This window comes from Paenibacillus sp. FSL P4-0081 (assembly GCF_000758565.1).
GTDB lineage: Bacteria > Bacillota > Bacilli > Paenibacillales > Paenibacillaceae > Paenibacillus_AQ > Paenibacillus_AQ phytohabitans.
The window spans coordinates 2,450,411-2,476,742 of the sequence record NZ_CP009280.1 but is presented as its reverse complement, the minus strand read 5'-3'; the positions used below and the strand labels follow the sequence as shown (position 1 = coordinate 2,476,742).

General features: G+C 53.0%; 15 protein-coding genes. 6 read left to right on the top strand and 9 right to left on the bottom strand.

Annotation, left to right across the window (positions count from 1 at the left end):
* Nucleotides 1-93: 93 nt before the first annotated feature.
* Together P40081_RS10385 and P40081_RS10380 are read right to left on the bottom strand one after the other, a co-directional pair.
* Nucleotides 94-2,751, bottom strand: a complete 2,658-nt coding sequence (locus P40081_RS10385) for a copper amine oxidase N-terminal domain-containing protein (RefSeq protein WP_052421757.1) — start codon at nucleotides 2,749-2,751, stop codon at nucleotides 94-96.
* A 260-nt stretch (nucleotides 2,752-3,011) separates the two neighbouring features.
* Nucleotides 3,012-3,923: a DUF8580 domain-containing lipoprotein gene (locus P40081_RS10380; protein ID WP_042135264.1), complete on the bottom strand. Its 912-nt coding sequence runs from the start codon at nucleotides 3,921-3,923 to the stop codon at nucleotides 3,012-3,014.
* 259 nt (nucleotides 3,924-4,182) lie between these two features.
* Between P40081_RS10380 and P40081_RS10375 the strand changes: the two genes are divergently transcribed.
* From P40081_RS10375 to P40081_RS10350, 6 genes are all read left to right on the top strand, one after another.
* Nucleotides 4,183-4,746, top strand: coding sequence for a class I SAM-dependent methyltransferase (locus P40081_RS10375; protein WP_231575321.1), 564 nt, complete (start codon nucleotides 4,183-4,185; stop codon nucleotides 4,744-4,746).
* A 150-nt stretch (nucleotides 4,747-4,896) separates the two neighbouring features.
* Entirely contained in the window at nucleotides 4,897-11,616 is a 6,720-nt protein-coding gene (locus P40081_RS10370) for a DUF7507 domain-containing protein (protein ID WP_081969907.1), read from the top strand.
* Nucleotides 11,613-13,298: a COG1361 family protein gene (locus tag P40081_RS10365; RefSeq protein WP_081969906.1), complete on the top strand. Its 1,686-nt coding sequence runs from the start codon at nucleotides 11,613-11,615 to the stop codon at nucleotides 13,296-13,298. Before P40081_RS10370 ends, P40081_RS10365 begins: the two co-directional genes overlap by 4 nt.
* Nucleotides 13,299-13,408: 110 nt before the next feature.
* Nucleotides 13,409-14,569, top strand: coding sequence for a sporulation protein YhbH (yhbH, locus tag P40081_RS10360; protein WP_042135257.1), 1,161 nt, complete (start codon nucleotides 13,409-13,411; stop codon nucleotides 14,567-14,569).
* Nucleotides 14,570-14,887: 318 nt separating this feature from the next.
* Nucleotides 14,888-15,217: a PadR family transcriptional regulator gene (locus P40081_RS10355; protein ID WP_039307488.1), complete on the top strand. Its 330-nt coding sequence runs from the start codon at nucleotides 14,888-14,890 to the stop codon at nucleotides 15,215-15,217.
* Nucleotides 15,214-15,795 carry a DUF2812 domain-containing protein gene (locus tag P40081_RS10350; RefSeq protein WP_042135255.1) on the top strand — a complete coding sequence of 194 codons (582 nt, stop codon included), beginning with the start codon at nucleotides 15,214-15,216 and terminating at the stop codon, nucleotides 15,793-15,795. Before P40081_RS10355 ends, P40081_RS10350 begins: the two co-directional genes overlap by 4 nt.
* A gap of 571 nt (nucleotides 15,796-16,366) precedes the next feature.
* On the opposite strand, the gene P40081_RS10345 is transcribed toward P40081_RS10350, so the two are convergent.
* From P40081_RS10345 to P40081_RS10315, 7 genes are all read right to left on the bottom strand, one after another.
* On the bottom strand, nucleotides 16,367-17,872 hold the full coding sequence (locus P40081_RS10345) for an alpha-glucosidase/alpha-galactosidase (RefSeq protein WP_042135253.1): 1,506 nt from the start codon (nucleotides 17,870-17,872) through the stop codon (nucleotides 16,367-16,369).
* 134 nt (nucleotides 17,873-18,006) lie between these two features.
* Nucleotides 18,007-18,903, bottom strand: coding sequence for an AraC family transcriptional regulator (locus tag P40081_RS10340; RefSeq protein ID WP_042140934.1), 897 nt, complete (start codon nucleotides 18,901-18,903; stop codon nucleotides 18,007-18,009).
* A gap of 524 nt (nucleotides 18,904-19,427) precedes the next feature.
* Entirely contained in the window at nucleotides 19,428-20,090 is a 663-nt protein-coding gene (locus tag P40081_RS10335; RefSeq protein ID WP_042135252.1) for a Type 1 glutamine amidotransferase-like domain-containing protein, read from the bottom strand.
* An 87-nt stretch (nucleotides 20,091-20,177) separates the two neighbouring features.
* Nucleotides 20,178-22,232, bottom strand: coding sequence for a methyl-accepting chemotaxis protein (locus tag P40081_RS10330; RefSeq protein ID WP_042135250.1), 2,055 nt, complete (start codon nucleotides 22,230-22,232; stop codon nucleotides 20,178-20,180).
* A 122-nt stretch (nucleotides 22,233-22,354) separates the two neighbouring features.
* The gene (locus P40081_RS10325; protein WP_042135249.1) at nucleotides 22,355-23,203 is read right to left on the bottom strand and encodes a sugar ABC transporter permease; all 849 of its coding nucleotides are present in this window, start codon (nucleotides 23,201-23,203) and stop codon (nucleotides 22,355-22,357) included.
* The gene (locus P40081_RS10320; RefSeq protein WP_042135247.1) at nucleotides 23,200-24,513 is read right to left on the bottom strand and encodes a carbohydrate ABC transporter permease; all 1,314 of its coding nucleotides are present in this window, start codon (nucleotides 24,511-24,513) and stop codon (nucleotides 23,200-23,202) included. Before P40081_RS10320 ends, P40081_RS10325 begins: the two co-directional genes overlap by 4 nt.
* 142 nt (nucleotides 24,514-24,655) lie before the next feature.
* Nucleotides 24,656-25,990, bottom strand: coding sequence for a sugar ABC transporter substrate-binding protein (locus P40081_RS10315; RefSeq protein WP_042135245.1), 1,335 nt, complete (start codon nucleotides 25,988-25,990; stop codon nucleotides 24,656-24,658).
* Nucleotides 25,991-26,332 lie beyond the last annotated feature (342 nt).

Here is a 26,332-nt window from a genome sequence, read left to right as displayed (position 1 = left end):
ATGAATTACTCAAAAAACACAGCACCTCCCCATTTACTGGAGACGTGCTGTGTTTGTGTTTTTCAGCTTTATTTACAGCTTAGAACCGGGCAGTTATAGCTCAAATTCCTCGCTTGAATCTGAAAGACCGCCATTCTGCACACCATAATTATTGGCTACGGCAAGAACGTACACCTTGTACTTAATCCCGCTCGCAACTGCATTTCCGTTCACATCTCTGGCTGCAGCTGCAACTGTCGGATTCGATCCGTTTGGAGCCACCGCCTTATACTGTGAAGCCGGCACTCCGAGCGCATCCGCTGCACCAAACCCTTGCTTGGAAGGGACTACGTATACCCGGTATTCCAGGATATTAGCCTCGTTCGATGATTTGGTGAAACCGATCAGAAGGTTACCTTTGTCTACACTATAAGTTACATTCGTAACAGAGGTGAGCGGGGTTTTGCCGGCCAGGGTAATTACTGACGATTCTCCAGACAAAACGTTCGGGCCTGCATAATTCGCAATTCCGACGGACAACACATACACTTTATAGCTGATTCCATCTTTGATTGTAGTACCGCGCACATCTCTGGCTGAGGCGTCTAAAATTATGCTGGTGCTATTGCCGGATGTACCCGCTGAAGTGTACGTGGAGACATTATTCGCATCAGACAAGCTGAAGCTGCTGTAATAGGAAGTAGGCACCACCAGAATCCGGTACTCTCTGATGTAGGTTTCATCCGAAGCATGAGTAAAGGACACCTTCAGATCACGGCCGTCACCGAAATCGGTAACATCGCTGACAGCTAGGCCGGAAACTGCGCTCACACTTGAGGAATTCAATAACGTAATTACCGATGAACCTGACGAAAGTACACCAGACCCCGCGTAACTTCCGCTTCCAATAGATAATACATACACCCGGTAACTGATCTCATTCTTAAGCAGATTCCCGCGCACATCTCTGGCGGAGGAAGTTAATACCTGGCTGGTCGTGGAGCCCGATGTACCTACTGAGGAATAATTTGCACTTGATACATTATTCGCGTCAGACAAGCTGAAGCTGCTGTAATAGGATGTAGGCACCACCAGAATCCGGTACTGGCTGACATAAGTCTCATCTGAGGCATGGGTGAATGACACCCTCAGATCGCGGCCATCCCCATTATCGTTAACGTCAGTCACACTCAGGTTAGTCACAGCACTCATGCTGAAATCATTCCATAGCGTAATTTCGGCAGAGGCAGGAGAAAGAATATTGGACCCTGCATTCCCCCCGCTTCTGACAGATAAAATATACACTTTATAATTGATTCCGTTCTTCAGCAGCGTCCCGCGCACATCTCTGGTGGACGAGGTCAGCACTAGACTGGTAGAAGAACCGGAAGTGCTCACAGCAGTATAGTTGGCTCCCGATACATTATTCGCCTCAGACAGGCTGTAGCTGCTGTAGTATGATGTAGGCACCACCAGAATCCGGTACTGGCTGATATACGTTTCGTCAGCGGCATGGGTAAAGGACACCTTGAGGTCACGGCCGTCATTATAGTCGTTAACGTCAGTGACATACAGGCTCGAGATCCCGATGCTGGATAGGGTAACCGGAGACGAAGCAGCGGATAACACATTATTGGCGGTATTGCTGCTGTCAACAGCCATGGCGAATACCCGGTAGCTTACCCCTGTCTGAATCAGTGCTCCGTCTGTATCCCTGGCTCCTGAGGAAAGAATCTGGGTAAGATTAGCACCTGTCTTGGTGACTTGTGTGTAATAGGCACTGACGACAGAATTGGCTTTGGCCAGATTAAAGGCTGAATAGTTCGCCGCTTTAACCACAAATATCCGGTAAGAGCTTATCTTGGTCTCATCTGCCAGCTTGTTGAAGCTGACGGACAGATCGCGCCCGTCACCGTAATCGCCATTATCGGTCACTTGTACATTGCTTATTACCGGTGCAATATTATTGGTCAGAGTAATGGTGGAAGAACTGCCGGAAAGCGCGCTGAGGTTACTTCCTTTGCCTACCGTAAGGACATAAGCTTTATACCCTTGACTGCTTTTAATTACTTCTCCATCTGCCGTTCTCGAAGCAGCTGTCAGTTTAACCACAGGATTGGCGCCTGTTACCATAACTGAGGAGTAATTAGATGCGGGTATAGCCAGTGCTGACGACAGATCAAGCGAATTTCCCGCTTTGACGATCAGAACGCGGTAATGGTCCACCAGGGACTCATCGGCCACCCGGTTGAAGCTGATCTGCAGGTCGCGTCCGTCACCGAAATCACCGATATCCTGCGTGGTTACGCCGGATACCGGAGCAGTATTAACACCGGCCGGTACCGGAGTGGTTACCGTCACAACCTTGGTGGTCTGATTCCAGCCCACTTCCCGGCCCAGCGCTTCACTTACGAACCGCGTCGGAACCATAGTTCTGCCCTTCAAATTCTGACCGGGCACATCCAGGCTTACAGACCGATTATTAATCGTAGCTGTCTTAGAGCCGATCTTCAATATAACCGTTGTATCCTCCTGCACCGCCGTTACAGTCTGCGTCTTCTGATCCCACTTGATAGCGGCATTGAAGGCTTCGAAGATTGCACGCAGCGGCACCATCGTCCGTCCGTTCACCATTACCGGAGGCTGATCCGTAGACAACTGGACTCCGTCAATAATGATGCGGATCGGTGTGACTGCCGCCTTGGCCGGGGCTTGAAATAGTAACGGAACTATCAGCAACCCCACTACAATAGAAATCCATAACTTCTTCACAAACTCATCCTCCCAGATAGGAAAAAAATCTCATCTATTTCTATCTCTTTGACGTAAGATCACGGGTAAAAGTTTCTCGCAAACCGGTTACAATAAAATAATCTTTTGGAGGTTGAATCATGCCGCAGGCAAGTGAAAACGGTAGCGCCCCTTTAATAAGGACACTACCGTTTCCATGGTAAAGATTAGGATAATGGATGGCGCGAAGCCTATGCATTCTTATCTTGTAAGCTGGCGTTGCCGCTTCGCTGCTCCGTGCTTCACTGATTAACCAGTGAATCCAGTGAAGCATACACATGCGGCCCGAAGCCTTCCGAAGCTTCCCGCTGCGGAATGTTCAGCCTGATGAGATAGCCTTGGCCATCAACTTCCTTCACGGCAACCTGGCGGGTCAGGCCAGAGCCCATTGCGGTAAGATACAAGCGGATGCCGGACATCCGCCGGTCCCGCTCTTCCCGGGTAAGCGCCGTAACCTTGCCTGTAGCCGCAAGTTCAGCCTTCCCCTCCTGCTCTATGGCATCCAGATCGAAATCGGCAGGAAGCTTGATAATTTCGGCGTAATACCCCGGGTCTACCTTCATCGCCAGCTTGCCGCTGGCCGCGTCAAAGCTGAAGATATCGAATACATACAGGGAGTACCCTTCTCCTTCGGCAAGTGCCGCCGTCTTCTCTTCCTCCATCCCTTCCAGTGTCAGCCTGAAGGTCTGAGTATCCGGGAGCGCACTGGCCGCCGGTGCGGCCCCTCCGCCCTCTGCCTTGGACAGGCTGGACAACACACGCTGGACCGCGGTCCCATCGCTTCCGACCACTTTTTCCACATACGCAAAAACAACGGCATCATCCATTTCGAGCAGCTCCGGCGCATCCTCCGTGCCGGCACCCAGCTCAAAGGCTGTGGGTCCTTCTTCAGTCTCAATCTCTACGGAATGATTATCAATCTGTCCGATATATACGCCGGATCCCTGAATAACCTGTGCCTCTGCAGCTCCGGTAGGACTTGGCGGGAGAGCAGGGCTGGGGCTCGGCGCAGCTGCGCTCTCTACAGGTGCAGATGACGGGCCTGCTGAGGGTAGCCCCGGCGCTTCAGCCGGATGATTCCCGCCGCAGGCGGTTAAGGCCAGCATTAGTACAGCGACTGCTGCGATAGCAGGCAGCGAACGTTGTGATCTCATAGCCTTACCTCCTCCATATCTCGCGGTAAGCCCTGAGTGTGCTGCTTACCTTATTAACGATTACCCCAAAGGCCGGGGGGCATAAACTTGCCGGACGGGGCTGGGCATCCGCCGTACGCACAGAACCGCAGATTTAATACAATGATGGAGAGCCTTATTCAGCACCTTGAAGGAGTGATTTCCCCTGAGAATCGATATCGGCTGCGGTCCCGGCAAAGAATCCGGTTATCTGGGAATCGACCGCAAGTTATACCCCGGTGTGGATATTGTCTGCGATATTTGCGAGGGCATTCCCCTGCCTGATAATACCGCCGAATTCGTGATGGCCAGCCGGGTAATGCCCTATGTAAACGACTTGTTTGCAGCATTGTCCGAGATTCACAGAATCAGCACGCATAAAGCGGTCATCTGCATTCTCTCACCCTATGCCCATAGTTTTCCGCATATCTCCAACCCTATGTTCAAACAGAAGTTTGACGAATATACACCCCGTTATCTGACCGGCAGCTTTTTTCAGCCTTCTCTCAGCCCAATCTCCCCGGAGATTCCGGACTATCCGGCTCCTGCGCCGCCGTTTGATTTCAGACTGCTGCGGATGGAGCTGTTCTATCAGTATCCTTTTGACGACTCGCTCTATGAGACGGAGGAGCTGGAGGTGCTCAAGACGCTGCAGTCCAATGTCGTCCATGAAATCATGTATCATTTTGCCGTAATTAAGCGGGAGATCAGCCGGGAAGAGCTGGAAGCCATGAGCAGAAAAGTCTATCCGGAACCGCGCGCGCTGTTCGAACGCCGGCTCCAGTCGCAGAACAGACATAATTAATGAAAAAGAATCGCAAATGGACATACAATAATGCCTTGCACCGCACATAGGCTAATACCACACAAGAAAGATGGCACATCGACCTCAAGCAGGAGTCGGTCTGCTTTTTTTCGTTGTCTTCCGATTTGAATTCAGCACTCCCAAAAGGAGGTGAAAATCATTCCTCTAGTCGTTCGGTCTACGGTTAATGCAACAGGTGCCATTACTTTTACAGGCAATACATTGGGGTTAAGCCGGTCCGATACGCTTGGGGTTCCGGGTACCCAGGATAGTATCGGGGCCTTCTCCACGGTGAATACAGCCTCCATATTCGGCACTTATCCTGCTGGCACTACAAATCTGTACCAGAGCAACAGTTCAGCAGCGGTCCTGGTGCTTCCGGCGGGGAGCACGGTCCTGTATGCAGAACTGATCTGGGGCGGTTCCTATGTTAACGGGAACGTCAACCTCACTGCGGCGATCAACAATCCCGTTTCTTTCATAACACCGCTCGGTAACACGGTCAGCGTGTCCCCCGACGCAGCCACTGCCAATTCCGTAGATCTGGGAGGCGGAGCGCTCGCCTATGTCCGTTCCGCCAATGTGACCAGCATTATTCAAGCCTCTGGAGCCGGAACCTATATCACCGGAGGCGTAGTCGGCACCATCGTTATCAACGGTGACGCTACTGCTAATCATGCGGGGTGGACGCTTGCTGTCATCTACCAGAATCCGTCACTCCCTTTCCGCAACATGTCTCTGCGGGCGGGGGCCGTACTTGTCCAGTCCACCTCTGCCCCGGTTGTCACAACGATTACCGGATTTGCCACACCTGTCACAGGAGCACTCGGCGGCCGCATCATGTTCAGTGCCCAGGAAGGAGATGCCAACCGTTCAGGAGATCAGGCGCTCTTCGGGCCCACCTCCGCGACCCAGGTCGCTTTGTCAGGCCCGAACAACTTTGCCAACAACTTCTTCGCTTCACAGATCAATAATGATACCGGCAACCTGAATACCACCGGTACGTTCGGAAACCGCAACCAGACCAACGGCAGTCCCGGCTCCAACATTGTCGGCGGCCGGCAGGGCTGGGATATCACGAACGTGGATGTTGGCGCGCGCCTGGTTAACAATCAGTCCTCGGCTTTGCTGACACTGACTACGTCTGGCGATGCATACGTCGTTAATGCTAACGGGCTGCAGATTGATATCAATGCACCCAGAATCTCATTAACCAAGGCCTCCAATGTCGCCGGTACAATCGTTGGTGATCTGGTCACGTACACCGTTACCGTCAGCAATACCGGCACGGCAAGCGCAGCCAGTGTTGTACTGTCAGACACGCTGCCGCCAGGCCTGACCTTTGTGGCCGGAAGCGTTGTGGTAGCCGGGGTTTCCCGGCCGGCTTTTGACATAACATCCGGCATCCCTCTCGGATCTCTGGCCCTGGGTACTTCAATCACGATTACATATCAAGCCAGGGTTACATCCTTGCCAAGCACACAAATTGTCGCCAACACAGCCAATGCCGCATTTACGTTCCAGAGCGTAGCGGGCGGCCCGATTGTGAGCGGGGTTATTCCCTCCAATACAAGCTCGCTGCCGGTCTATTCTCCGGTTCTTGGCATCGTCAAAAGCGCAAATACGACCAACGCTACCGTCGGTGATCAGATTATCTATACGCTCCAGATTGCAAACACCGGTAATATCGGCGCCACAACAACACTCACTGACAATATTCCTGCGGGCAGCACCTTTGTTCCGGGAAGCTTTACGGTCAACGGCACTCCGGTTGCAGGCAATCCCGCCGCCGGCATCCCTATTGGCACCATTGCTGCCGGAGGAACCTCAACTGTACAATTTCGTGTTCTGGTAAACAGTCTGCCCTCGCCTCCGCAGCTGGTCGATCAGGCCACGGCAGCCTATACCTTTATCGTTCCCGACGGCCGGACCGTTCCCGGAACGGCAGCCTCCAATACGTTGACCATACCGGTCAGGCTGCCGAGTGTTGCTATTGTCAAAAGCGCCAGCTTCCCGGATGTGGCCGTAGGTGACACCCTGGTGTATACATCGGTGGTCACTAACAACGGAATTGTCGCAGTCACGAATACCGTACTCTCTGATCCGATCCCCCCCGGCAGCACCTTTGTGGCGGGAAGTGTCACTGTAGCAGGTAGTGCACGGCCGACTGCTGATCCGGCTTCCGGGATTACCATCGGAACCATCGCTCCCGGAGCCAGTGTAACCGTTACGTTCCAGGTGAATGTCACTTCCGTGCCGGGAAGCGGCCAGCTCTCCAACCAGTCGTCTGCTTCGTACAGCTCAGGAGCATTTAATGCAATCACCCAATCGAATACAACCCTAACCCCTGTATTTCAACCCGTAATCGGTATCGTCAAAAGCGCGAGTCCGGGCAGCGCGACGGTCGGGGGCAATGTGCAGTATACGCTGGTAGTGAGGAACACAGGCAATATCGCCGCAACGGTGAGCTTGACCGACACGATTCCGGCCGGGTCCGTCTTCGTTGCCGGAAGTGTTACGGTGAATGGCGTTGTCCGCCCGGCAGACTCACCCGTTAGCGGAATCCCGCTGGGGTCAGTAGCACCCGGAGCAAGCTTTACGGTGACTTTTCTGACTTCGGTTCAATCTCTGCCGTCTCCGGCAACCTTGACCGACCAGGGAAGCAGCAGCTATACGTACCAGCTGCCCAGCGGACGTGCCCTGTCCGGCGGAAGTGTGTCGAACACGGTTACCATTCCGGTATCTGCACCTAACATCACGCTCCTCAAGAGCGCCAATGTCACCGCTATAGCAGTAGGGGAATATCTCACCTACACCGTATCGGTATCCAACCCCAGCGGTGTGGCGGTTAACAATGTCGTTCTGTCCGATCCCGCCCCTGCCGGGAGCGCCTTTGTAGCGGGAACCGTCACGGTGAACGGGGCTGCTGTACCGTCTGCGAATCCGAATGCCGGGATCGCTCTGGGTACGCTTGCTGCCGGAGCAACGAGTATTGTAGTCTTCCAGGTCAACGCCACTTCTGTTCCAAGCCCGCCTCAGCTGAACAACCGGGCGAGTGCTTCTTTCACAGCGGGTGCATTCAGCGGAACAGCTCTTTCGAACACTATACTTACTCCAGTCTTCACCCCGGTGATTGGGCTAGTCAAAAGCTCCAGCCCTGCACAAGCCTCGGTGGGCAGTCTGCTATCCTTCTCCATATTCGCCAGCAATACCGGCAATATTGCCGCAACCCTGAATCTGACCGACATTCTGCCGCCGCAAACGGTCTTCGAGACCAACAGTGTAAGCGTAGGCGGAACGCCGCTGCCCGGCTTCAGCCCGCTGACCGGAATTCCGGTAGGCCCGCTTGCTCCCGGAGACAGCGTCACCGTCAGTTTTCTGGTTACCGTTACGTCACTGCCGCCGAACCAGCAGGTGGTCAATTCAGCGGCCGCCTCCTATACCTTCACGCTGCCGGACGGACGGCAGCTCGGCGGAAATACCGTATCGAACGCTTTGACTGTTCCCGTCTCTGCCCCCAATGTCAGTGTGGTCAAAAGCGTGAATGCCATCGATGCCGTAACCGGCGACATTCTTACGTTCACCTCCGCGCTGACCAACAACAGTATTACATCTGTCAGCAATATCATTCTCAGCGATCCTCTGCCTGAGAATGCGGCTTTCATTCCCGGAACCGTAATTGTAGGCGGCGTCTCCCAGCCGCTGGCAGTTCCGTCCGCCGGCATTCCAATCGGCAGTCTGGGCCCTGGGGCTTCAATTGCCGTAACATTCGAGGTGAGGATAACAATGCCGATTCCTTCACAGGTCAATAACCAGTCAACCGTCAGCTTCACCTCCGGGGTCTTCTCCGGCTCTTCATCTTCCAACGTCACTACCACACCGGTAACGCAGCCGCAAATTTCTCTGGTCAAAAGCGCCAACGACCTGAACGCCACTGTCGGCGACACGGTCATCTATACCATTCTTGTCAGCAATGCCGGCAACGTTGCAGCCAATGTAACGTTAACCGATAATATTCCAGCCGGCACCGTCTTTGATCCAAACAGTGTCATTGTCGGCGGCTTCCCTCAGCCGGGTGCGGCACCGGATACAGGCATTGCTGTCGGGGTTGTCGCTCCCGGCGCCAGCGTCTCTGTCAGCTTCACCGTCTTCATTGTCTCCCTGCCATCACCGCAGCAGCTGGTGAATCAGGCGGCTTCCACCTACACCTTCACACCGCCGGACGGGCGGCTGCTGAACGGAAGCGCCGTCTCCAACACTGTAACGATCGCTGTCTCCGCTCCTAATCTGGCGGTTGTTAAGAGCACGACTTCAACCTCGGTGGCACTGGGCGATACTATCGCCTATTCGGTAAGCATCACGAACAACGGAATAGACCCGGTTAATAATGTAGTGCTCAGCGATCCAACGCCAGATGGGGCAGCCTTCGTGCCGGGCAGCGTATCTGTAAATGGCGTGCCATTTCCAAATGCCCATCCTTCTACAGGAATTCCCATTGGCACACTGGCATCCGGTGCTTCCGCAATTGTCTCCTACAGTGTTACGGTAACATCGGTACCAGCAGATACTTCGATTGATAATCAGGCGACTGTAACTTACACCTCCGGTGTCTTTACAGGCTCCACCTTCTCGAACCCCGTGGCGGTTCCCGTCTTCCAGCCGAATATCGCCGCTGTCAAAACCGCCAATACCGCGAACGCAACGGTGGGTGATACAGTAACCTACACTATAACTGTCAGCAATACAGGCAACTACGCAGCAAGCCTGACAGTAACGGACAACATCCCAGCCGGGACTACTTTTGAGGAAAACAGTGTTCTGATCAACGGGCTGCCTCTGCCGCAGGCCAATCCCACCACCGGCATCGCTGCCGGAAGCATCGCTCCGGGCGCAACCGTTGCTGTCTCATTCTCGGTGGTGATCACTTCACTGCCTACACCGCAAACACTGGTAAATCAGGGGACGGCAGCCTACAGCTTCACCTTACCTGACGGAAGAACCCTTGGCGGATCGGTGCTCACCAACACACTGACCATCCCTGTCTCGAATCCGAATCTGGCGGTCGTCAAATCGACCACAACCACCGCTACCAATGTTGGCGATACGATTACGTATTCGGTCAGTCTGACCAATAACGGGATCGCTACCGTTAACAATGTCGTATTTACAGATGCCTTACCTGCAGGAACGGCCTTCGTTCCCGGCAGTGTAGTGGTAGACGGCGTCCCTCGTCCGGCTGCTTCACCTTCTACCGGGGTAACCATTGGCAGCGTCGCGCCAGGCGCTTCAGTAACTGTAGTTTTCAGTGTGACTGTAACGTCCCTCCCTGTCTCGGGAGTGCTTAACAATCAGTCATCGGTCAGCTTCACTTCCGGGGCACTGTCCAGTGTTGCCTTCTCGAACATTGTGACCACTCCGGTCTTCCAGCCGATTATTGCGGCAGCCAAAAGCTCTAACTCTGTAAATGCAACCGTTGGAGACACCATTATTTATACTGTCAATGTCAGCAATTCGGGTAACTATGCGGCTGCTGCCACTCTGACCGATACGATTCCTGCAGGTACAACGCTTGTTCCTAACAGCGTGCTGATCAACGGCTTCCCAGCACCGGGTGCAGATCCCGCCACCGGAATCCCTCTGGGTACGGTTGCTGCAGGTGCATCGCTGGCGGTAACATTCTCTGTCGTCATTGCCACACTGCCAGCCAGCCAGCAGCTCAGCAACCAGGCCATCATCGCCTTCAGCTATACGCTTCCTGACGGACGGACCTTCAACCAGTCGGCCAGCTCGAACATCAATCAGATTTCGGTATCATCGCCAAATGTACTCGTTGTCAAAAGCACTACTGTAACCGATGCAGTTCCGGGAGATACCGTTCCATACAGCATCAGCGTTACCAACAGCGGCATAGCGCCGATCAATAATGTTGTACTGAGTGACCCGATTCCGGCCGGCTCTTCCTTTGTTGCCGGAAGCGTAGTTGTGGACGGTACTCCGCTGCCGGGAGCGAATCCGGCTAACGGGATTTCACTGGCAACAGTGGCCCCGGGCGCGACGGTCCTGGTTACATTCAATATTCTGGTCAACTCCTTGCCTAATCCGGCCATCCTGAACAACCAGGCTTCGGTAAGCTTCACTTCCGGTGCATTCTCTGGCGCATCTTATTCCAACAATCTCATTACTCCGGTATTCCAGCCGATCATCGGCATTGTAAAAGCTGCGGATACGGCCAATGCGACGGTTGGGGATACCGTGACCTATTCCTTCAGCGTTACCAATTCAGGCAATCTGCCAGCTGTCGTAACCTTAACAGACTCTATCCCGCCGGGAGCTGTATTCATTCCGAACAGCGTACTGGTCAACGGCCAGCCTGTTCCGGGTGCAGACCCGACTACCGGCATTAATCTCGGCACCGTTGCAGCCGGAGCTACAGTCCTCGTGACAGTCACCCTGCAGGTCACGGTAGCTTCCCTGCCTTCTCCGCAGCAGCTCGTGAACCAGGCCGCCGCCACCTTCACCTTCACACCGCCGGATGGCCGTCTGCTCTCAGGTTCTGCACTGTCGAATACGCTGATTATCCCTGTCTCTTCACCGGACGTAACAGCAGTCAAGAGCACTCCTGCAATCGATGCGGTAGTAGGCGACATTATTACCTATACCATTGTTGTGACCAATAACGGTATCGTTCCCGTCAACAATGTTGTACTGGTTGACCCGATTCCGGCAGGCAGCCAATTTGTCGTTGGCAGTGTTGCCGTAGACGGAGTCTTCCGCCCTGGTGCGAACCCGGCTGCCGGTATAGTCATCGGCACGATTGCCGCCGGGGCGTCCACTACAGTAACCTTCCAGGTTCAGGTCATTGTAATATGACAGAAGGCTCACGGCTTCAACCTGTCGTAAGCAACCAGTCTATGGTCCTATTCAGCTCGGCAGAGGGTATTAACGCCATCACCTATTCCAATACCGTCAATACTCCCGTCGTGGGCCCTGTTCTATCCCTTCTCAAGCTTACGGATCACACGAGCGCCTCCCTGGGGGAGACGCTCGTCTACACCGTATTCGCCAAGAACAGCGGCAATACGTCCGCACTGGTCACCATCGTTGATGTCCTTCCTGCGGGTGTATCCTTTATTGCCAACAGCGTGCTTAGAGACGGAGTCCCCCTTCCGGGGGTCACTCCGTCTTCCGGCATACCGGTAGGCACTCTCTCTCCGCATTCCGGAGTTACGATCGCCTTCCAGGTCATTGTTGTATCGCTCCCGCCTTCTCTGGCCTTGCATAACAGGGCAGTCGGCACCTATTCCTTCTCCACACCCGAAGGACGAACGGTACGCGGGGAAGTCCGCTCCAACCCGGTGATTGTCTCCCTGCTGTCTTATCAGTTGTCCACGCTTCTCTCTGCCAGCACACCCACTACCTTTGTCGGCGATGCCGTGACGTATACACTGCAGCTCAGAAATGAAGGCACCCGGCCGCTGGCCGTGATTATCGCCACCATTCCGGTTCCGGAAGGTGCTATATTCATCCCCGGCAGCGTCATTGCAGGCGGGGTCTACCAGCCCGAGGCCGATCCGGCCCTTGGCATCAGGCTGGGTTCCTTGAGTACAGGCTCGGCTGCCGAGATTTCCTTCCGTGTGCGGGTGGCCGCAATCCCTCCGGACCCGGTATTGCCGGCGAAGGCGTTGGTCACCTATGAGGTCAATGACAACAGGAATACCGCTGAGAGCAATACAGTCCTCATAACGATCGTCCAGCCGGGAGTATCCGCCAGCTTGAAGGTAGATCTCTACAGCGCCGCTCCCGGCGATAATCTGCGGTATGAGTTCACCGTGCGCAACAACGGAAATCTGGCTGTAGAGGCTCTGTTGACCGACTTCATTCCGGCAGGTGTTCTATTCATCTGGGACAGCATTCATATTGACGGTGTTCCCCAGAAGGGAATACGGCCTGCGGACGGCATTCCGCTCGGAACGGTAAGAGCAGGCTCGGCGGTAAGGGTTGATTGTCTCGTATCCATTCCGGGCGCCACCGATATCCGCCAGACTCCGGCCATTCAGAACCAGGGCAGTGTCCAATACACATTCACCCTTCCGGATGGACGCAATGTCCGGCAGATCACCCGGACCAATGCTGTGACTACGCTGCTGTTCTCGCCAATCGTCTCCATTCAAATACAAGGAGAGCCGCCGGTTGTCGAGCCTGGAAGCATTGCCGAATTCCGGATTCTTGTCACCAACAGCGGGAATTATCCCGCAGAGGTCTCTGTGGTCCGGATTGTGCCGCAAGGAGCAGTAATTGATCCGAATATCGTTACCATCAGCGCCATCACTGTACCCGAAACCCCGTACAGCGGAACTGTGGCTCTGGGAACACTACAGCCCGGGCAGACCGTCACCCTCACTTATTTTGTGAAAATCAACCTTGATTATATGGGCACATCGCTTCAGGGATCCTCGACCGCCCTATACTTATTCACGATAGACGGACGAAGATACTCCGGCGAAGCCCGCTCGAACAGCTATAAACTGCTCATTGAGGAAATCAGTGAATAATACAGCTCACATATCCCCCATCCCCATGAATATACTTTAGTTACAACCAGCCGCACCCGTCACAAGCGTAGCCTGTACCAATTTCAGAGAATCATGGGAGGTGGTCATCCTTGCCCCAGCCAACCGGTCCATACGCCTTTGTTGTGTCTAAAGAAGACTGGTCCCTTCACCGCAAAGGCCATCAGGATCAGGAGCGTCACCAGCAAAAGGTCAGAGAAGCCATTAAGGACAATCTGCCGGATCTCGTTACTGAGGAGAACATTATTTTGTCGGGCGGCAAGCAGATTGTGAAGGTGCCGATCCGCAGTCTGGATGAATACCGGATTATCTATAATTTCCGCAAGCAGAAGCATGTCGGCCAGGGGGACGGGGAGAGTCAGGTAGGCGATGTGCTCGGCCGCGATTCGCAGTCCGCCCAGCCGGGCAAAGGTGACAAGGCGGGGGATCAGCCCGGGCAGGATACTGTCGAAGCCGAAGTGGATATTGAGGATCTGGAGGATATTCTGTTCCAGGATATGGAGCTTCCCCACCTGAAGCCGAAGGACAAGGAAGAAATCGAGGTCAAATCCATTGTCTTCAACGATATCCGCAAAAAAGGCATGATGTCCAACATCGACAAAAAACGCACACTGATGGAGAATCTCCGGCGCAACGCCAGCAGCGGGAATCCGGGAATTCACAGCATCAGCCCGGACGATCTGCGCTACAAAACATGGGATGACATTACCGTCCCCCATTCCAATGCCGTAATTATTGCGATGATGGACACCTCAGGCTCCATGGGTACTTTTGAAAAATACTGCGCACGCAGCTTCTTCTTCTGGATGACCCGCTTTCTGCGCCGCCAGTATGAGAAGGTGGATATTGTATTCCTGGCTCATCATACCGAGGCCAAAGAGGTCAGCGAGCATGACTTCTTCACGCGCGGCGAGAGCGGCGGCACCATCTGCTCCTCGGCTTACCAGAAGGCGCTGGAGATTATCGACAGCCGCTATCCGCCGGCCAAATACAACATTTATCCCTTCCATTTCTCGGATGGCGACAACCTGACCTCCGACAATGAACGCTGCGTCAAGCTGATCGGTGAACTACTGAAGCGCAGCAACATGTTCGGCTATGGTGAAGTGAACCAGTACAACCGCAGCAGCACACTGATGTCCGCCTACCGCCACCTGAAGCAGGAGCAGTTCATGCATTATGTCATTAAGGATAAGAAGGAAGTCTATCAGGCGCTGAAGACGTTTTTCGGTAAAAAAACTACCGGGGCATAAGCTAAGATGTTTCCCATGGCTTACAGCAACAAGAAGTTGTCAACGTCATGCAGCACGCTTATTCCGGCATTGTTTCCCCCTTCCATCTGCTATCCAGGCCAAAAAGCGTCCCCTTGCGAGCTTTTCATCCATCGCAAGGGGATGCTTTTTGCTTTTTGCTTGCTTGTATTTTCCGCAAAATACTCTTGACTGCTATATCGGCGACCGATATAATATGTATATCGGTTGACGATATAGCGTCAGGCGATGTAACGGTGATTGCTATAACGTCAGTTGATGTAACGAATCGTTAATACTAGACTAAGGCAGGTGAGGCATTTGTCAGGAAGCAATGAATACGGGGCGCTGACAGAGGGCGTATATTATATTCTTCTGTCACTGTTCACCCCGATGCACGGCTACGGAATTATGCAGAATGTGAAGCTGCTGAGTAACGGGCGCGTGGAGCTTGGCGCCGGCACGCTGTATGGCGCGCTTGGCACGCTGGTGGAGCGGGGCTGGATTGAGCCGCTGGCGGGCGGGCAGGATTCCCGCAAGAAGGAATACCGGATTACGGAGTCAGGCAGATCTGCACTGCTGAGCGAAATGACCAGGCTCGATGAGCTGTTGTCTAATGGAAGAAAGCTAATAGGAGGCGAACCGGAATGAGTCATGTGGTACGCAAATATTTCGCGGATTTTGAGAAGGAAGAGCAGTGGCTGAATGACATGTCTGCCAAAGGTCTTGCGCTTGTCGAATACTCCTGGGCCCGTTATGTATTTGAAGAGAGCGCCCCGGGGGAATACATCTACAGGCTTGAGCTGCTGGAGGAAGATCCGAAGAAAGCCAAGTCTGCCGAATACCTGCAGTTCATGGAGGAGACCGGAGCCGAGCGTGTGCCAGCCGGCAAAAAGCCGTCGGGCAAGACTGTATATGTCAACCCGCGCTGGGTAATCTTTCGAAGAAAAGCAGCGGAGGGTGCCTTCACCATTTATTCGGATACCGAATCCAAAATCAAGCATTATCAGAGAATATTCCGGTTATGGATTTCGCTCGCGGTGGCGGAGCTGATCATTGGCGTCTTTAATATATCCCTGATGTTTGTGAACAATCCCACCGCCCTCAACAGAATCAACCTTATTATGGGCCTGCTGCTCATCGTTCTGGCCCTGTTCTTCATTTCATTAAGTATGCCTATCCGCCGCAAGATTACCAAGCTGCAAAATGACAAGCTGGTCCGGGAGTGAGCCTTAATACTCCGCAGAGCGTTCTGCGGTGATGATCCGGGCGTTGGCGGAGTGTTCTGCGGTGACGATTCGACCGTTGCGGGGCGTTCTGCGGTGATGATCCGGGTGTTGGCGGGGCGTTCCAACAGCGCGTTCCCCACTCCGGCTCCATTCAGCTTGTGAAAAGGACTGAGATTCCGTTAATTGACCGATCAGGCTTCATTTGTGGCTCATTTGAACAAGATAACGGAATCTCAGTCCGAATCAGCGGCAATATGAGGCTTTTGACCAAAATAGCGTCTTCTCAGTCCGCTTCATTCCGACTACGCCATCTGCACCAGTAACTCCCCCACTTGCGCCACTACCACCTCTCCCGCCTCTTTCTCTTTTTCCCGCCCTCCCGCCACATCCGCATCTTCTGCTTCTTCCGATTTTTCCCGCCTCTCACGCCTCTCCCTACACTACCGCTTCTTCCGCCTCTCCCCCCAATTTTTTCATTTCCGGCTTCAATCTAAATTGTGTGACCTTCACGTCCCCGAACATCAACAAAAAGCCGGAAGCAAACGCGCTGCTTCCGGCCGAATTAACTTATTTAACGCACCTTCTCTCTATCCTTGCCCTTATCGGACTCCCCGGCGTTTTTGTTCGCGGCCTCACGGTCCTGCATCATTTCATCCACGGTCTTCACCTTCAGCCGGGCAGCGCCTTCGTTGCCGGCATTCGTCGGGATCAGATTACCGGAAGCTAGGCGTTCCTTCGCTTCAGCGATAGCCGCGCTGTACTGCGGCAGCCAAGGCTCCCCGGCAACCAGCATCTCATCCACCATCTGCCAGATCTCCTTCGGATTACAGACCGCACCGACCAGCGGGTCCATCATGAAGGCCTGGCGCAGCAGCTTGTCATCGCCATGCACGGCTGCTTCCACGGCTAGCCGCTGCACGGAGATGCTTACATTGCAGACAGCCGCCGGGCCCAGCGGCAGGTCGCCGACCAGCGGCATCGAGATACCGTTGCGGTCTACATACCCCGGAGCTTCAATAATGGCATCGTCCGGCAAATTGGAGATGACCCCGTTATTCACCATATTGAAATGACCTCTGTACACGCGGCCCGTCTCAAGTCCTTCTATTATATAGGAGCCATGCTCCTCGCCACGGTTCTCCCGGGTATACTCCAGAGCCGGTTCCTTCATCCAGTTCGGGAAGTCCGTTTCGAACCAGTTGCGGCCTTCTGTGCAGACCCGCAGGTATCCGCCTGTCTCTCCGTTGATCCAGCTGCCCAGATCAATCCAGTCCATAATCTCGCCGCTGCGTTTGCGGTACCAGGGAACATATTCGCTCAGATGTCCGTTCGACTCCGTGCTGTAGTAGCCGAAGCGGCGGAGCATATCGATCCGCACCTTCTCGGTCCGGCTGAATTCCGGATGCTGCTCGAAGGCCTCCAGCAGTCCGGCCGTCAGATCCTTGCCCTCATGCTTCGCAGAGATGTACCAGGTCTGGTGATTGATTCCGGCGCAGATAATATCCACCTGCGACTTCTCCAGCCCGTAGACTTCGGCGATCTGATGATGTCCGTGCTGTACGCCATGGCAGAGTCCGATGGTCCGCACACCGCCATATTTATTGCAGGCCCAGGTGAGCATGGCCATGGGATTCGAGTAATTCAGGAGCAGCACATCCGGCGCAGCCGTCTCCCGGATATCCCGGCAGATCTCCAGCATCTCGGCCATGCCGCGCTGTCCGTACATGATCCCTCCCGCACACAGCGTATCACCTACGCATTGGTCCACGCCGTATTTCAGCGGAATGTCCACATCGGTGGCGAACGCCTCAAGGCCGCCCATGCGGATAGTGCAAAATACGTACCTGGCATCCTTCAGCGCTTCTCTCCGGTCCGTAGTGGGAGCGATCACAATATCCAGGCCGTTCTCCTTAATATCCCGCTGGCACAGCTCGGTGACCATCTGCAGATTATGGCTGTTTATATCCATGAATGAGACTTCAATATTCCGGAATTCCGGTACTGTAAGCAGGTCGCGCAGCAGCCCGCGTGTAAATCCGATACTGCCCGCCCCGATAAAGGTTACTTTAAAAGACATCGTTATCATCCTCCGGCAAAGAATAGTGGGTTCCTGTCCATTGTAGCAAGGAGGCTGCGGGAAGCGTAACCAATATCATGACCACTTTGCCGTTATTGTGTCAACAATTCTCACCTTTAGATCCAGAAACCCATCTATTCCTCACTCCAGGAATGGCGGTCCAGCGAGTTGCGGTATTCGACCGGAGTACAGCCGGTATACTTTTTGAACAGGAGATGAAAATACTGCCTGCTGCTAATGCCCACATAATCGGCAATCTCCGCGACTGGAATCTCACTCTGCCCAAGCAGCATCCGGGCCTTCTCCATTCGCAGCCTGTTCAAGTAATCGGTTAAGGTCTGGCCGGTATTTGTCCTGAAGATCCGCTGCAGATAACCCGGGTGGACATTCACAGTGAGCGCAACTTCCTTGACTTGAATACTCCGGTCATAGTTCTGGTGCAGGAACTCTACCGCGCGCCGTACATAGAGCTGTGAGGGCTGCTGGCTGGCCGGCAGCGATTCCCGCCGCAGTCTGGACAGACGCAGCAGCAATTCCGAGAACAGCAGCTGAACCATACTGTTTCCGCTCTTGCCCTGCTGATCCAGCTCCAGCACCAATGCCTTTAGTACATGAAACACCTCTTCCTGGTCTGACAGCACCAGACTATCGAAGGGACTCTGCAGCAAATCCGCCAGCGTCTCCTCCTCCCGGGCCAGCCTGCCTACCGAGGGGGCTACACCGACGTACTCTGTGAATGCGAACTCCACATTCAGCATCCGGCAGGAGGACCCGTCTTCGACGATCAGCCTGTGCGGAACGCCCGCATCCAGGAGAATCATTTCTCCCCGCTTCAGCCGGAAGGGGGTATGGCCTCCCGATTCATCCCGCACCTCGACCACACAGCTGCCTGAGATGAGATACATAATTTCGGTGGAATTATGCTGATGGTAGGCCATTGTGTAGTTGCTCCACTGCTTGTAATAGTAGGCCAGGAATCGCGGGCTGTAATCCCCGTCAAGCAAGGCCTGCTGAAAAAGACTTCCGTTCAACTCCGGCATCCCGCATGCCTCCTTCGCCAGTATTCATAGCACAAGTGTATCCCTTGAGCTCCGCCAGGACAAGAAGCTGGCCGAAGTCCAATACTGGAATAAATATCTTTATAAGTTAATCATTCTTGTATGTAAATTAGAATTTCAGGTGAGGATCACATAGATTCAGAGCTCCCGCCTCGCAGATAATCAAATTTTTTCAGTACTCTCTATTCGCGTTAATGTTGTAAGTATTACAACTTTAGTTCATATAGCCGGGAGTTGTCCGGAGTATTGTTGTATGAAATACAAGAATTGGTTCATTAATTCGATTGGATTAGATAAAATGCTGTATTTAATACAATATTTTTCCATTCAGGCTAATTTGATGAGGAGATTGTTGTATTTCGTGCAGGATTTTCGCTTATTTTTTATGTGCAGCAGAGAGAAGAACGCAGAATAAACAAGAACAAAGGCACGAAGCGCTCCACTCTTGTTTTCAATAATCCTATCTAAGTGTCTATCCCTACCCTTGTTTTCGATCATCAATGAAGTTTAGTCAGAACATCATTCACCACGCTATACACTCCGCCGCCCTCCGCCATTTCCAGCGCTCCGTTCAACAGGTAGATCCCTGTTTCTTCATCGATCCCGTAATTCGGAAGCTCACCGAACGTACGGACGGCGGTTCTTAAATGATCTTCGTCATCCCACTGGGTAAAATGTACGGACAGCAGCAGCTCAGGGATCAGATTCAAGCCCTTGCGGTGATCAAACAACCTGCTCTCATTATCCTTAGCGGAAATAATACATAGTTCAGGGCTGATTAAAGCTCCCGCCGAGAACCCCGCAACCGGAACGCCAGACTCATACCTCCGTTTAATAGCGCCGCCGATCGCGGTATCTACAATATAATCGGCATACAGGTCCGTATCCCCGCCTCCGATGATAATGCCCGAGCAGGTCTCTATGCTCTGAACAACAACATCCGCAGGTGTAGCGGGCAGCGGCAGATAACGGAACTCTGTTAACCCTGCATCAGCCAGCGGACGCGTATAGACCGGCACGTAATCTTCCCAGCTCTCCCCACGCTCCACGAATAATACAACAACAGGACCTGCGCCTTCACCCACTATATCTTTAAACTTTCTTGCCAGATCCGGCGTAAACGGCGGGCCCCCGCCATTCAGAAATAAGTGCTTATCCATGACATCACCTTCAGTTTTTTACAGACAACTATAACGACAAGTGTAAGTTCTGGCAATAGTACTTCACTTTATCAACTACACACCGGCTTATCCCTGAAAAGAAACCATCGACTGCTTCAGCTTCTCCGCTAACACCTCCAGCTTGCCTGACAGAGCCACCAGCTCCTCGCTCACTATGAATTGCTGTGAAGACATCGAGGCCACCTCCTCCGTTGAGGCACTGGTCTGCTGCACGACCGAGATTACGCTCGCCATGGATTGCCCCAGCTGCTGCCGGTAACCGGTCAGCTCCTTAACCGCCGCCGAAGACTGGCTTAGATAACCGCTGAACACTTCCATCTCCGCCCGCACACTTTCAAAGATAAGCGAAGATTCCCGGACCGAGGTTATCTGCCCGCTGAACAGCGGTGCTGCTTCACTCACTACCTTAACCGTGTTCTCGATATGGCCGCTGATCTCCTCCGTAATTCTGGAGACAGACGCAATTGACTGGCTGGATTGGTTAGCCAGTCCCCTGATCTCATCGGCAATGACATTAAAGCCCCTCCCCGCAGCCCCCGCACGTACAGCTTCAATAGAAGCATTAAGAGCCAGAATATTCGTCTGCTTGTTCATGGCAATCATCGGGGAGAGAATGCTGCGGATCAGCACCATGCTGTCACGCAGCATGGCCGAGTTCTCCTGAATCAGATTCATCATCTTCAGGGCAGATTCGCTTTGATCCACCAGCTTCTTCATCAGCTCCGCTCCCTGATCGCTTACCGCCATGACCTTTCCTGCGGAATCAGCCATGACTGCATTCGTCCCCGCTACTTCGTCCGTCTTGTCTCCCATCAGCTCCACCTTGCGGTTGCTGCTCTCCGCTTCTGCCGCCAGGCTGGCTGCCCCGCCGGCGATCTCGCCGGTTGCGGCAGCCACTTCCCTGGCATGAGTACGGGTCGCACCCGAAGCAAGCACCAATTGCTCGGACGTGGCCAGCACCGCCGCCGCCGAACTGCTGCTCTGGCCGGCCAGCCGGGAGATCTGCTCCATCATCCGGTTGAAGCTGTGTCCCAGCCGCCCGATCTCATCCTGGCCCTTGAAGCTCGTCCGCACCTGCAGATTCCCCTGTTCGCCTTCCTCCATCAGCCGGGCCAGCTTGCCGAGCGGGCGGCCGATCAGCCGCACCAGCACATAACCAATCACCAGCGCAATCACAGCCGCAGCCAGCACAACCAGCAGTGTAATATAGAGCAGCCGGTCTGCCGATTTAGTGAAATCACTCACCGGCGCATAACCCAGCAGTGTCCAGTCAGCTGTCACCAGCGGCTGATAGACCACAAGCTGTGAGCTGCCCTGCTCATCAGCCGCAGTGAAGGATTGCTTCTGCCCTTCAACCCCGGTATCCGCTGCCTGTATGTAAGAAGGCTGTCCGAGCAGCCCGTTATCCGCCCCGTACACAATATTGCCGGCCCTGTCAAGGATGCGGATCTCCCCGGCAAGTCCGATATGCAGATTGGATAATACGTCGGTCAGAGCTTTACCCTTCAGCTCAATCAGCATATAATACTCCGCTGCCGGGTTCTGGATATTCCGCAGCAGACGGCCCATTGTCATAGAGGACTCACTGTAAGCATCGAAGAAGCCTTTGGCCCGTGCGGGGAACCAGACGGGGTTGCCTTTGCCGTTATCGATCGCCTTCATGCGGGCAAGAACGCCTTCATCACTGCGCACACCACTGATGCCTGTTGATTTGTAGGATTCAGCATCCACCATGCTTCTTGCGACCAGCCGGACGCCCAGCAGGCGCTCATCGGAGCCCCGGACGGAATCCAGCTTACGGCGGATCCGGTCTTCAGCTGCCACCTTGGCTACCGTTCCGGCACCGGGATTATGGATGGTCTCCATATCTGATTTTAGTGCAGAGTCTACTGCGAATTGTCTTGAAAGCGCTTCATATTCAGCAAACAGGAAGTCCAGCTTGTCCGCCGCCTGCACAATAGACTGTGAGGATGCCGCTGCTACCTCGTTGGTAATGATTCTTTTAGCAGCATAATAGGAGGTTAAGCCCAGCACAGAGGACAATAGCACAATTGTACAGAACAGAATCACAAATAATTTGACGCCAACCGATCTGAAGTTTAATTTCCGCTGCCGGTTCATTCCGCTCTCCCCTTATTTGTTCGATAAAAAATACAGGTGCAGCCCTTCGTTGACTGCATAAAGGCCGCACCTGTTATTCATAATGAGATCAGCATTTCTTATTATCCTAATTCCATAAAGGCTTACCCCTTGCTCGCCCCTGCGGTCAGACCATCAACAAGCAGGCGCTGCAGGAAGCCGAACAGAATCATTATCGGTACAGAGATCAATACTGCACCCGCTGCGAACAGCGTGAAGTTGGAATTCTGCATCGTATTGACCATATCCCACATTCCGACCGCGACGGTCCAGTTCTCCTTGGTCCGCAGAATCAGCTTGGCGAAGATGAAGTCCACCCATGGGCCGACAAACTGGGTCAGTGCCATATAAGTGATCATCGGGCGGGACAGCGGCAGGATAATCCGTGTGAAAATCCCGAAGTTACTCGCCCCGTCAATCCGCGCGGCTTCATCCAGCGAACGCGGAATCGTATCCAGGAAGCCTTTGGCAATCAAGGTCCCTCCGAGCGGTGCTCCGGCAGCGTACACGATAATCAATGCCAGATGGGTATCCAGCAGATTGAACTCCTTCAGCAGCAGATAGATTGCAATCATACTCATGAAGCCCGGGAACATCCCGAGGATCAGCAGGGTTGACATGGTCGTCTTGCGGCTTTTGAACCGGAACCGGGATAAGGCGTAACTGGTCAAAAGCGTCAGCACCACGCCGATCAGCATGGAGAACACGGCAATCTTGAGCGTATTTGCGTACCAGGTTCCGAACATATAGACCGGTGAAGTGAACAACTCTTTGTAATGAGCCAGTGTAAAATGGTCGGGAATCAGCGTTTTGCTGTATAGGGATTTGCCCGGACGGAAGGATGCCAGAAGAATCCAGAGTGCCGGATAGATCGCAGCAATCGCCAGGATAACCAGAATGATGTAGCTGAGGCCCAAACGAATAAAGCCCGTAAGCTTGCGTCCGATGATCATTGAATCATATCCTCCTCTTTGAATGATTTGGTCCGGCGGTAATTATACAGGGAGAACCCGGCAACAATGATGAAGAGTATAATGCCTATTGCAGAAGCCATATTATTCTTATTCTGATCCAGCGTCAGCTTATACAGCCACGTTACCAGCAGGTCCGTTGACCCGGCATACTGATAGTCACCTTTCACCGGACTGCCTCCGGTCAGCAGGTAGATCGCGTTGAAATTGTTGATATTTCCGGCAAATTGCATAATCAGCGTTGGCGCGGTAGAGAACAGAATCATCGGCAGGGTGACAATCCGGAACTTCTGATAATTCGTAGCCCCGTCCACTTCGGCTGCTTCATACATATCCCGCGGGATTGTGGTCAGCACGCCCATGATGAGCAGCATAGATACCGGAATACCGACCCACATGTTGACGATGATAACCGTGACCTTCGCCCAGAACGGATCAGTCAGCCACGGTAGTCCGCCAAGTCCGAAGTATTTGAGATATTGGTTAATCGGGCCGAACTGCCCGTTGAACAGGTTGCGCATCAGCAGGAGGGAGATCATCTGCGGGACGGCGTAAGGGACGATCAGAATCATTCTCCACAGTCCCTTGAAGCGGATCCCCTTTTGATTGATCAGCAGGGCAACGAGCATCCCGCCGAAGTAAGTAGTTACAGTCGATAGAACCGCCCAGATAATTGTCCAGGTAAGTACTCCATAAAAGGTCTGGCTCCAGGATTTCAGCACCAGCAGGTTACGGAAGGTTTCAAAGCCTACCCAGTCCACCAGCCTGGCCGGCGGGATGTGATCGGGTGCGGCGTAGTTAGTGAAGGCCAGCATGATCATAAAAATAATCGGCATGATGGTAAAGAACAAAATACCGATACCCGGAAGCAGCAAAAAGCTCTGGGCAAATTTGTAATCCAGAATATAGCGTACGGATTGCTTGAATGTATTCGATGGACGACCGGTTTCGCGTTCTGCTCCGATTTTAAGGGCATCCCTAATATTCATGTACCAGACAATCAGGAATAAAACCAAGAACAGCAGGGTAATCAGACTTTCAATCAGAATGACGATGGAATGATCACCGGGAACCATTTTTGCGATGCCCTTAACCTTCTCAAGGCGGCTTGGAGATTCCCCGAGTGTGGTGATGCCCCAGAAGGCCCTGCCCAAATTGGTAATGAAATAGAATAGTGCGGCTGCTTCTACAGCTATGAAAATAAGTCCTTTGATGAATTGGCGGTTATATATTTGTCCCAATCCCATAAAAATGGCCGACAGTACTGCGGCTCTAGCTTTGTATCGCTGCATTTCCCTTCCGTTCTCCTCTCCGCGCGGAATTCAGGAAACTGCCCGCCGCGAGCTATGCGGCGGGCGATTTGATTCCACTGTGTGCTGATGGTTGTTTGTTGCCTCAAGGGCAGCTGATGATTACACTGCCGGAGAGCTGATTTTACTGGGCAGATGCCCCGTTATTCAAATCCTTAATTTGTTCTACTGCTTTGTCCATAGCTGCCTTAGGATCTGCGTTGTTATCCCAAATTTCAGGAAGTGCCGCATTTACCGGGCTCCATACGTTACCCATTTCAGGAATCGAAGGCATTGGCTGGGAGTTCTTGGCCTGTTCAGCAAAAGCGGATATGAACGGGTCGCCGGTGATTTGCGCATCCTGCAGCGCTTCGTTGTTCGTAGGCACGGAACCGACCAATTTGTTCAATGTCAGCTGAGCGTCTTTGCCGGAAGCAAAGCGGGCATACAATTTAGCCGCATTCGGATACTGACTATAAGCGTTGACTCCGAAAATTTTAATCCCGGAGAAAGTAATTGCCGTTTTGCCGTCGATGGTAGGAATCGGAGCAATTCCGAGGTTGTCGCCCAGAGCTTCTTTATAACCGGCAAGCTCCCAAGGTCCAGTGATATCCATGGCCACATCGCCAGTGTTGAACAAGCTGCGCTTGATGTCCGGGTTAATGTCGCCGCTCTTAATCGGCAATATTTCTTTCAGCTTTACAAATTCACTCAGACCTTTGATCGCGCCTTCATTGTTCAGACCGATATCGTCTTTATCCGTACCGTCTTTGCCGAACAGGTAACCGCCGGTTGTAGCGATGAACGGATAGTTGAAGTACATGTTGCCGACTTCCCACATAATTCCGTATCTGTTCTTGGCTTTATCAGTGAACGTTTTACTGAAGGCAATCACGTCATCGAAGGATTTAGGTGCTTCTTTGACCAGGGATTTGTTGTAGAACAGGGCATAGGTTTCTGCCGCTCTCGGATAACCATACAGTTCACCCTCATAGGACGAGCCTACGATGGATGCTTCTGTGTTCTCAGCTTTGGTCTGCTCACCGAAAATATCGTTTGGAAGCAGCAGGCTCGCGCTTGCAGCCTTACCCAGATTATCGTGAGGAATGAGGACAACGTCTGCAGCCAGACCTGACGGGCCATCTTGTGTCAGCTTGCCGACCTGATCGGGCGGTGCTACCTCTTCAATTTTGATGGGAACGTTGTACTGCGCGGTGAACTGCTTGGCGATTTCTTCAGCAAATGCTCTTTCTTCTTTACTCTCCCAGATCACCAGTGATGCGCCGTCTTCAGGTACAATCTCATCTGTTGCCGGAGCATTCCCGCCGTTTGTACCAGCGTTGTCTGTTGCTGCTGCATTATTCGCAGGAGCATTGGTTGCTGCTGCATTTCCCCCGTTATTGTTGTTTGAGCCGCACGCCGTAATCGACATTGCCATAGAGAACGATGCGGTGAGAACCATGAGTTTTTTCAAATTCATTGCTTTTAACCCCTCCCGATTTGTATATCACTTGATTTGAACATGATGCCTCCGACTTTGCGCAAACGATTTCAGAAGACTCAAAAAAAATTCAAGTTTTGCAGATTGACCCTTCCTTATGTGCTCCGCCAAGTTTTAGAAAGCGCTTCATTCCTGAATTCATAATACATCAGCGGGCAAGATTGTTAAAACGTTTGCACAGAGTGTATTTAAGCAAATTCAATGATTTTATGTATATGATTTGTTATTTCCTTCTAATTTCACAGGATTTCTTCAAATATCTCTGTATATCTTATTAATAAAATTTACAAACCGCATTTTTTGCTGTATTTTAGCGAATTA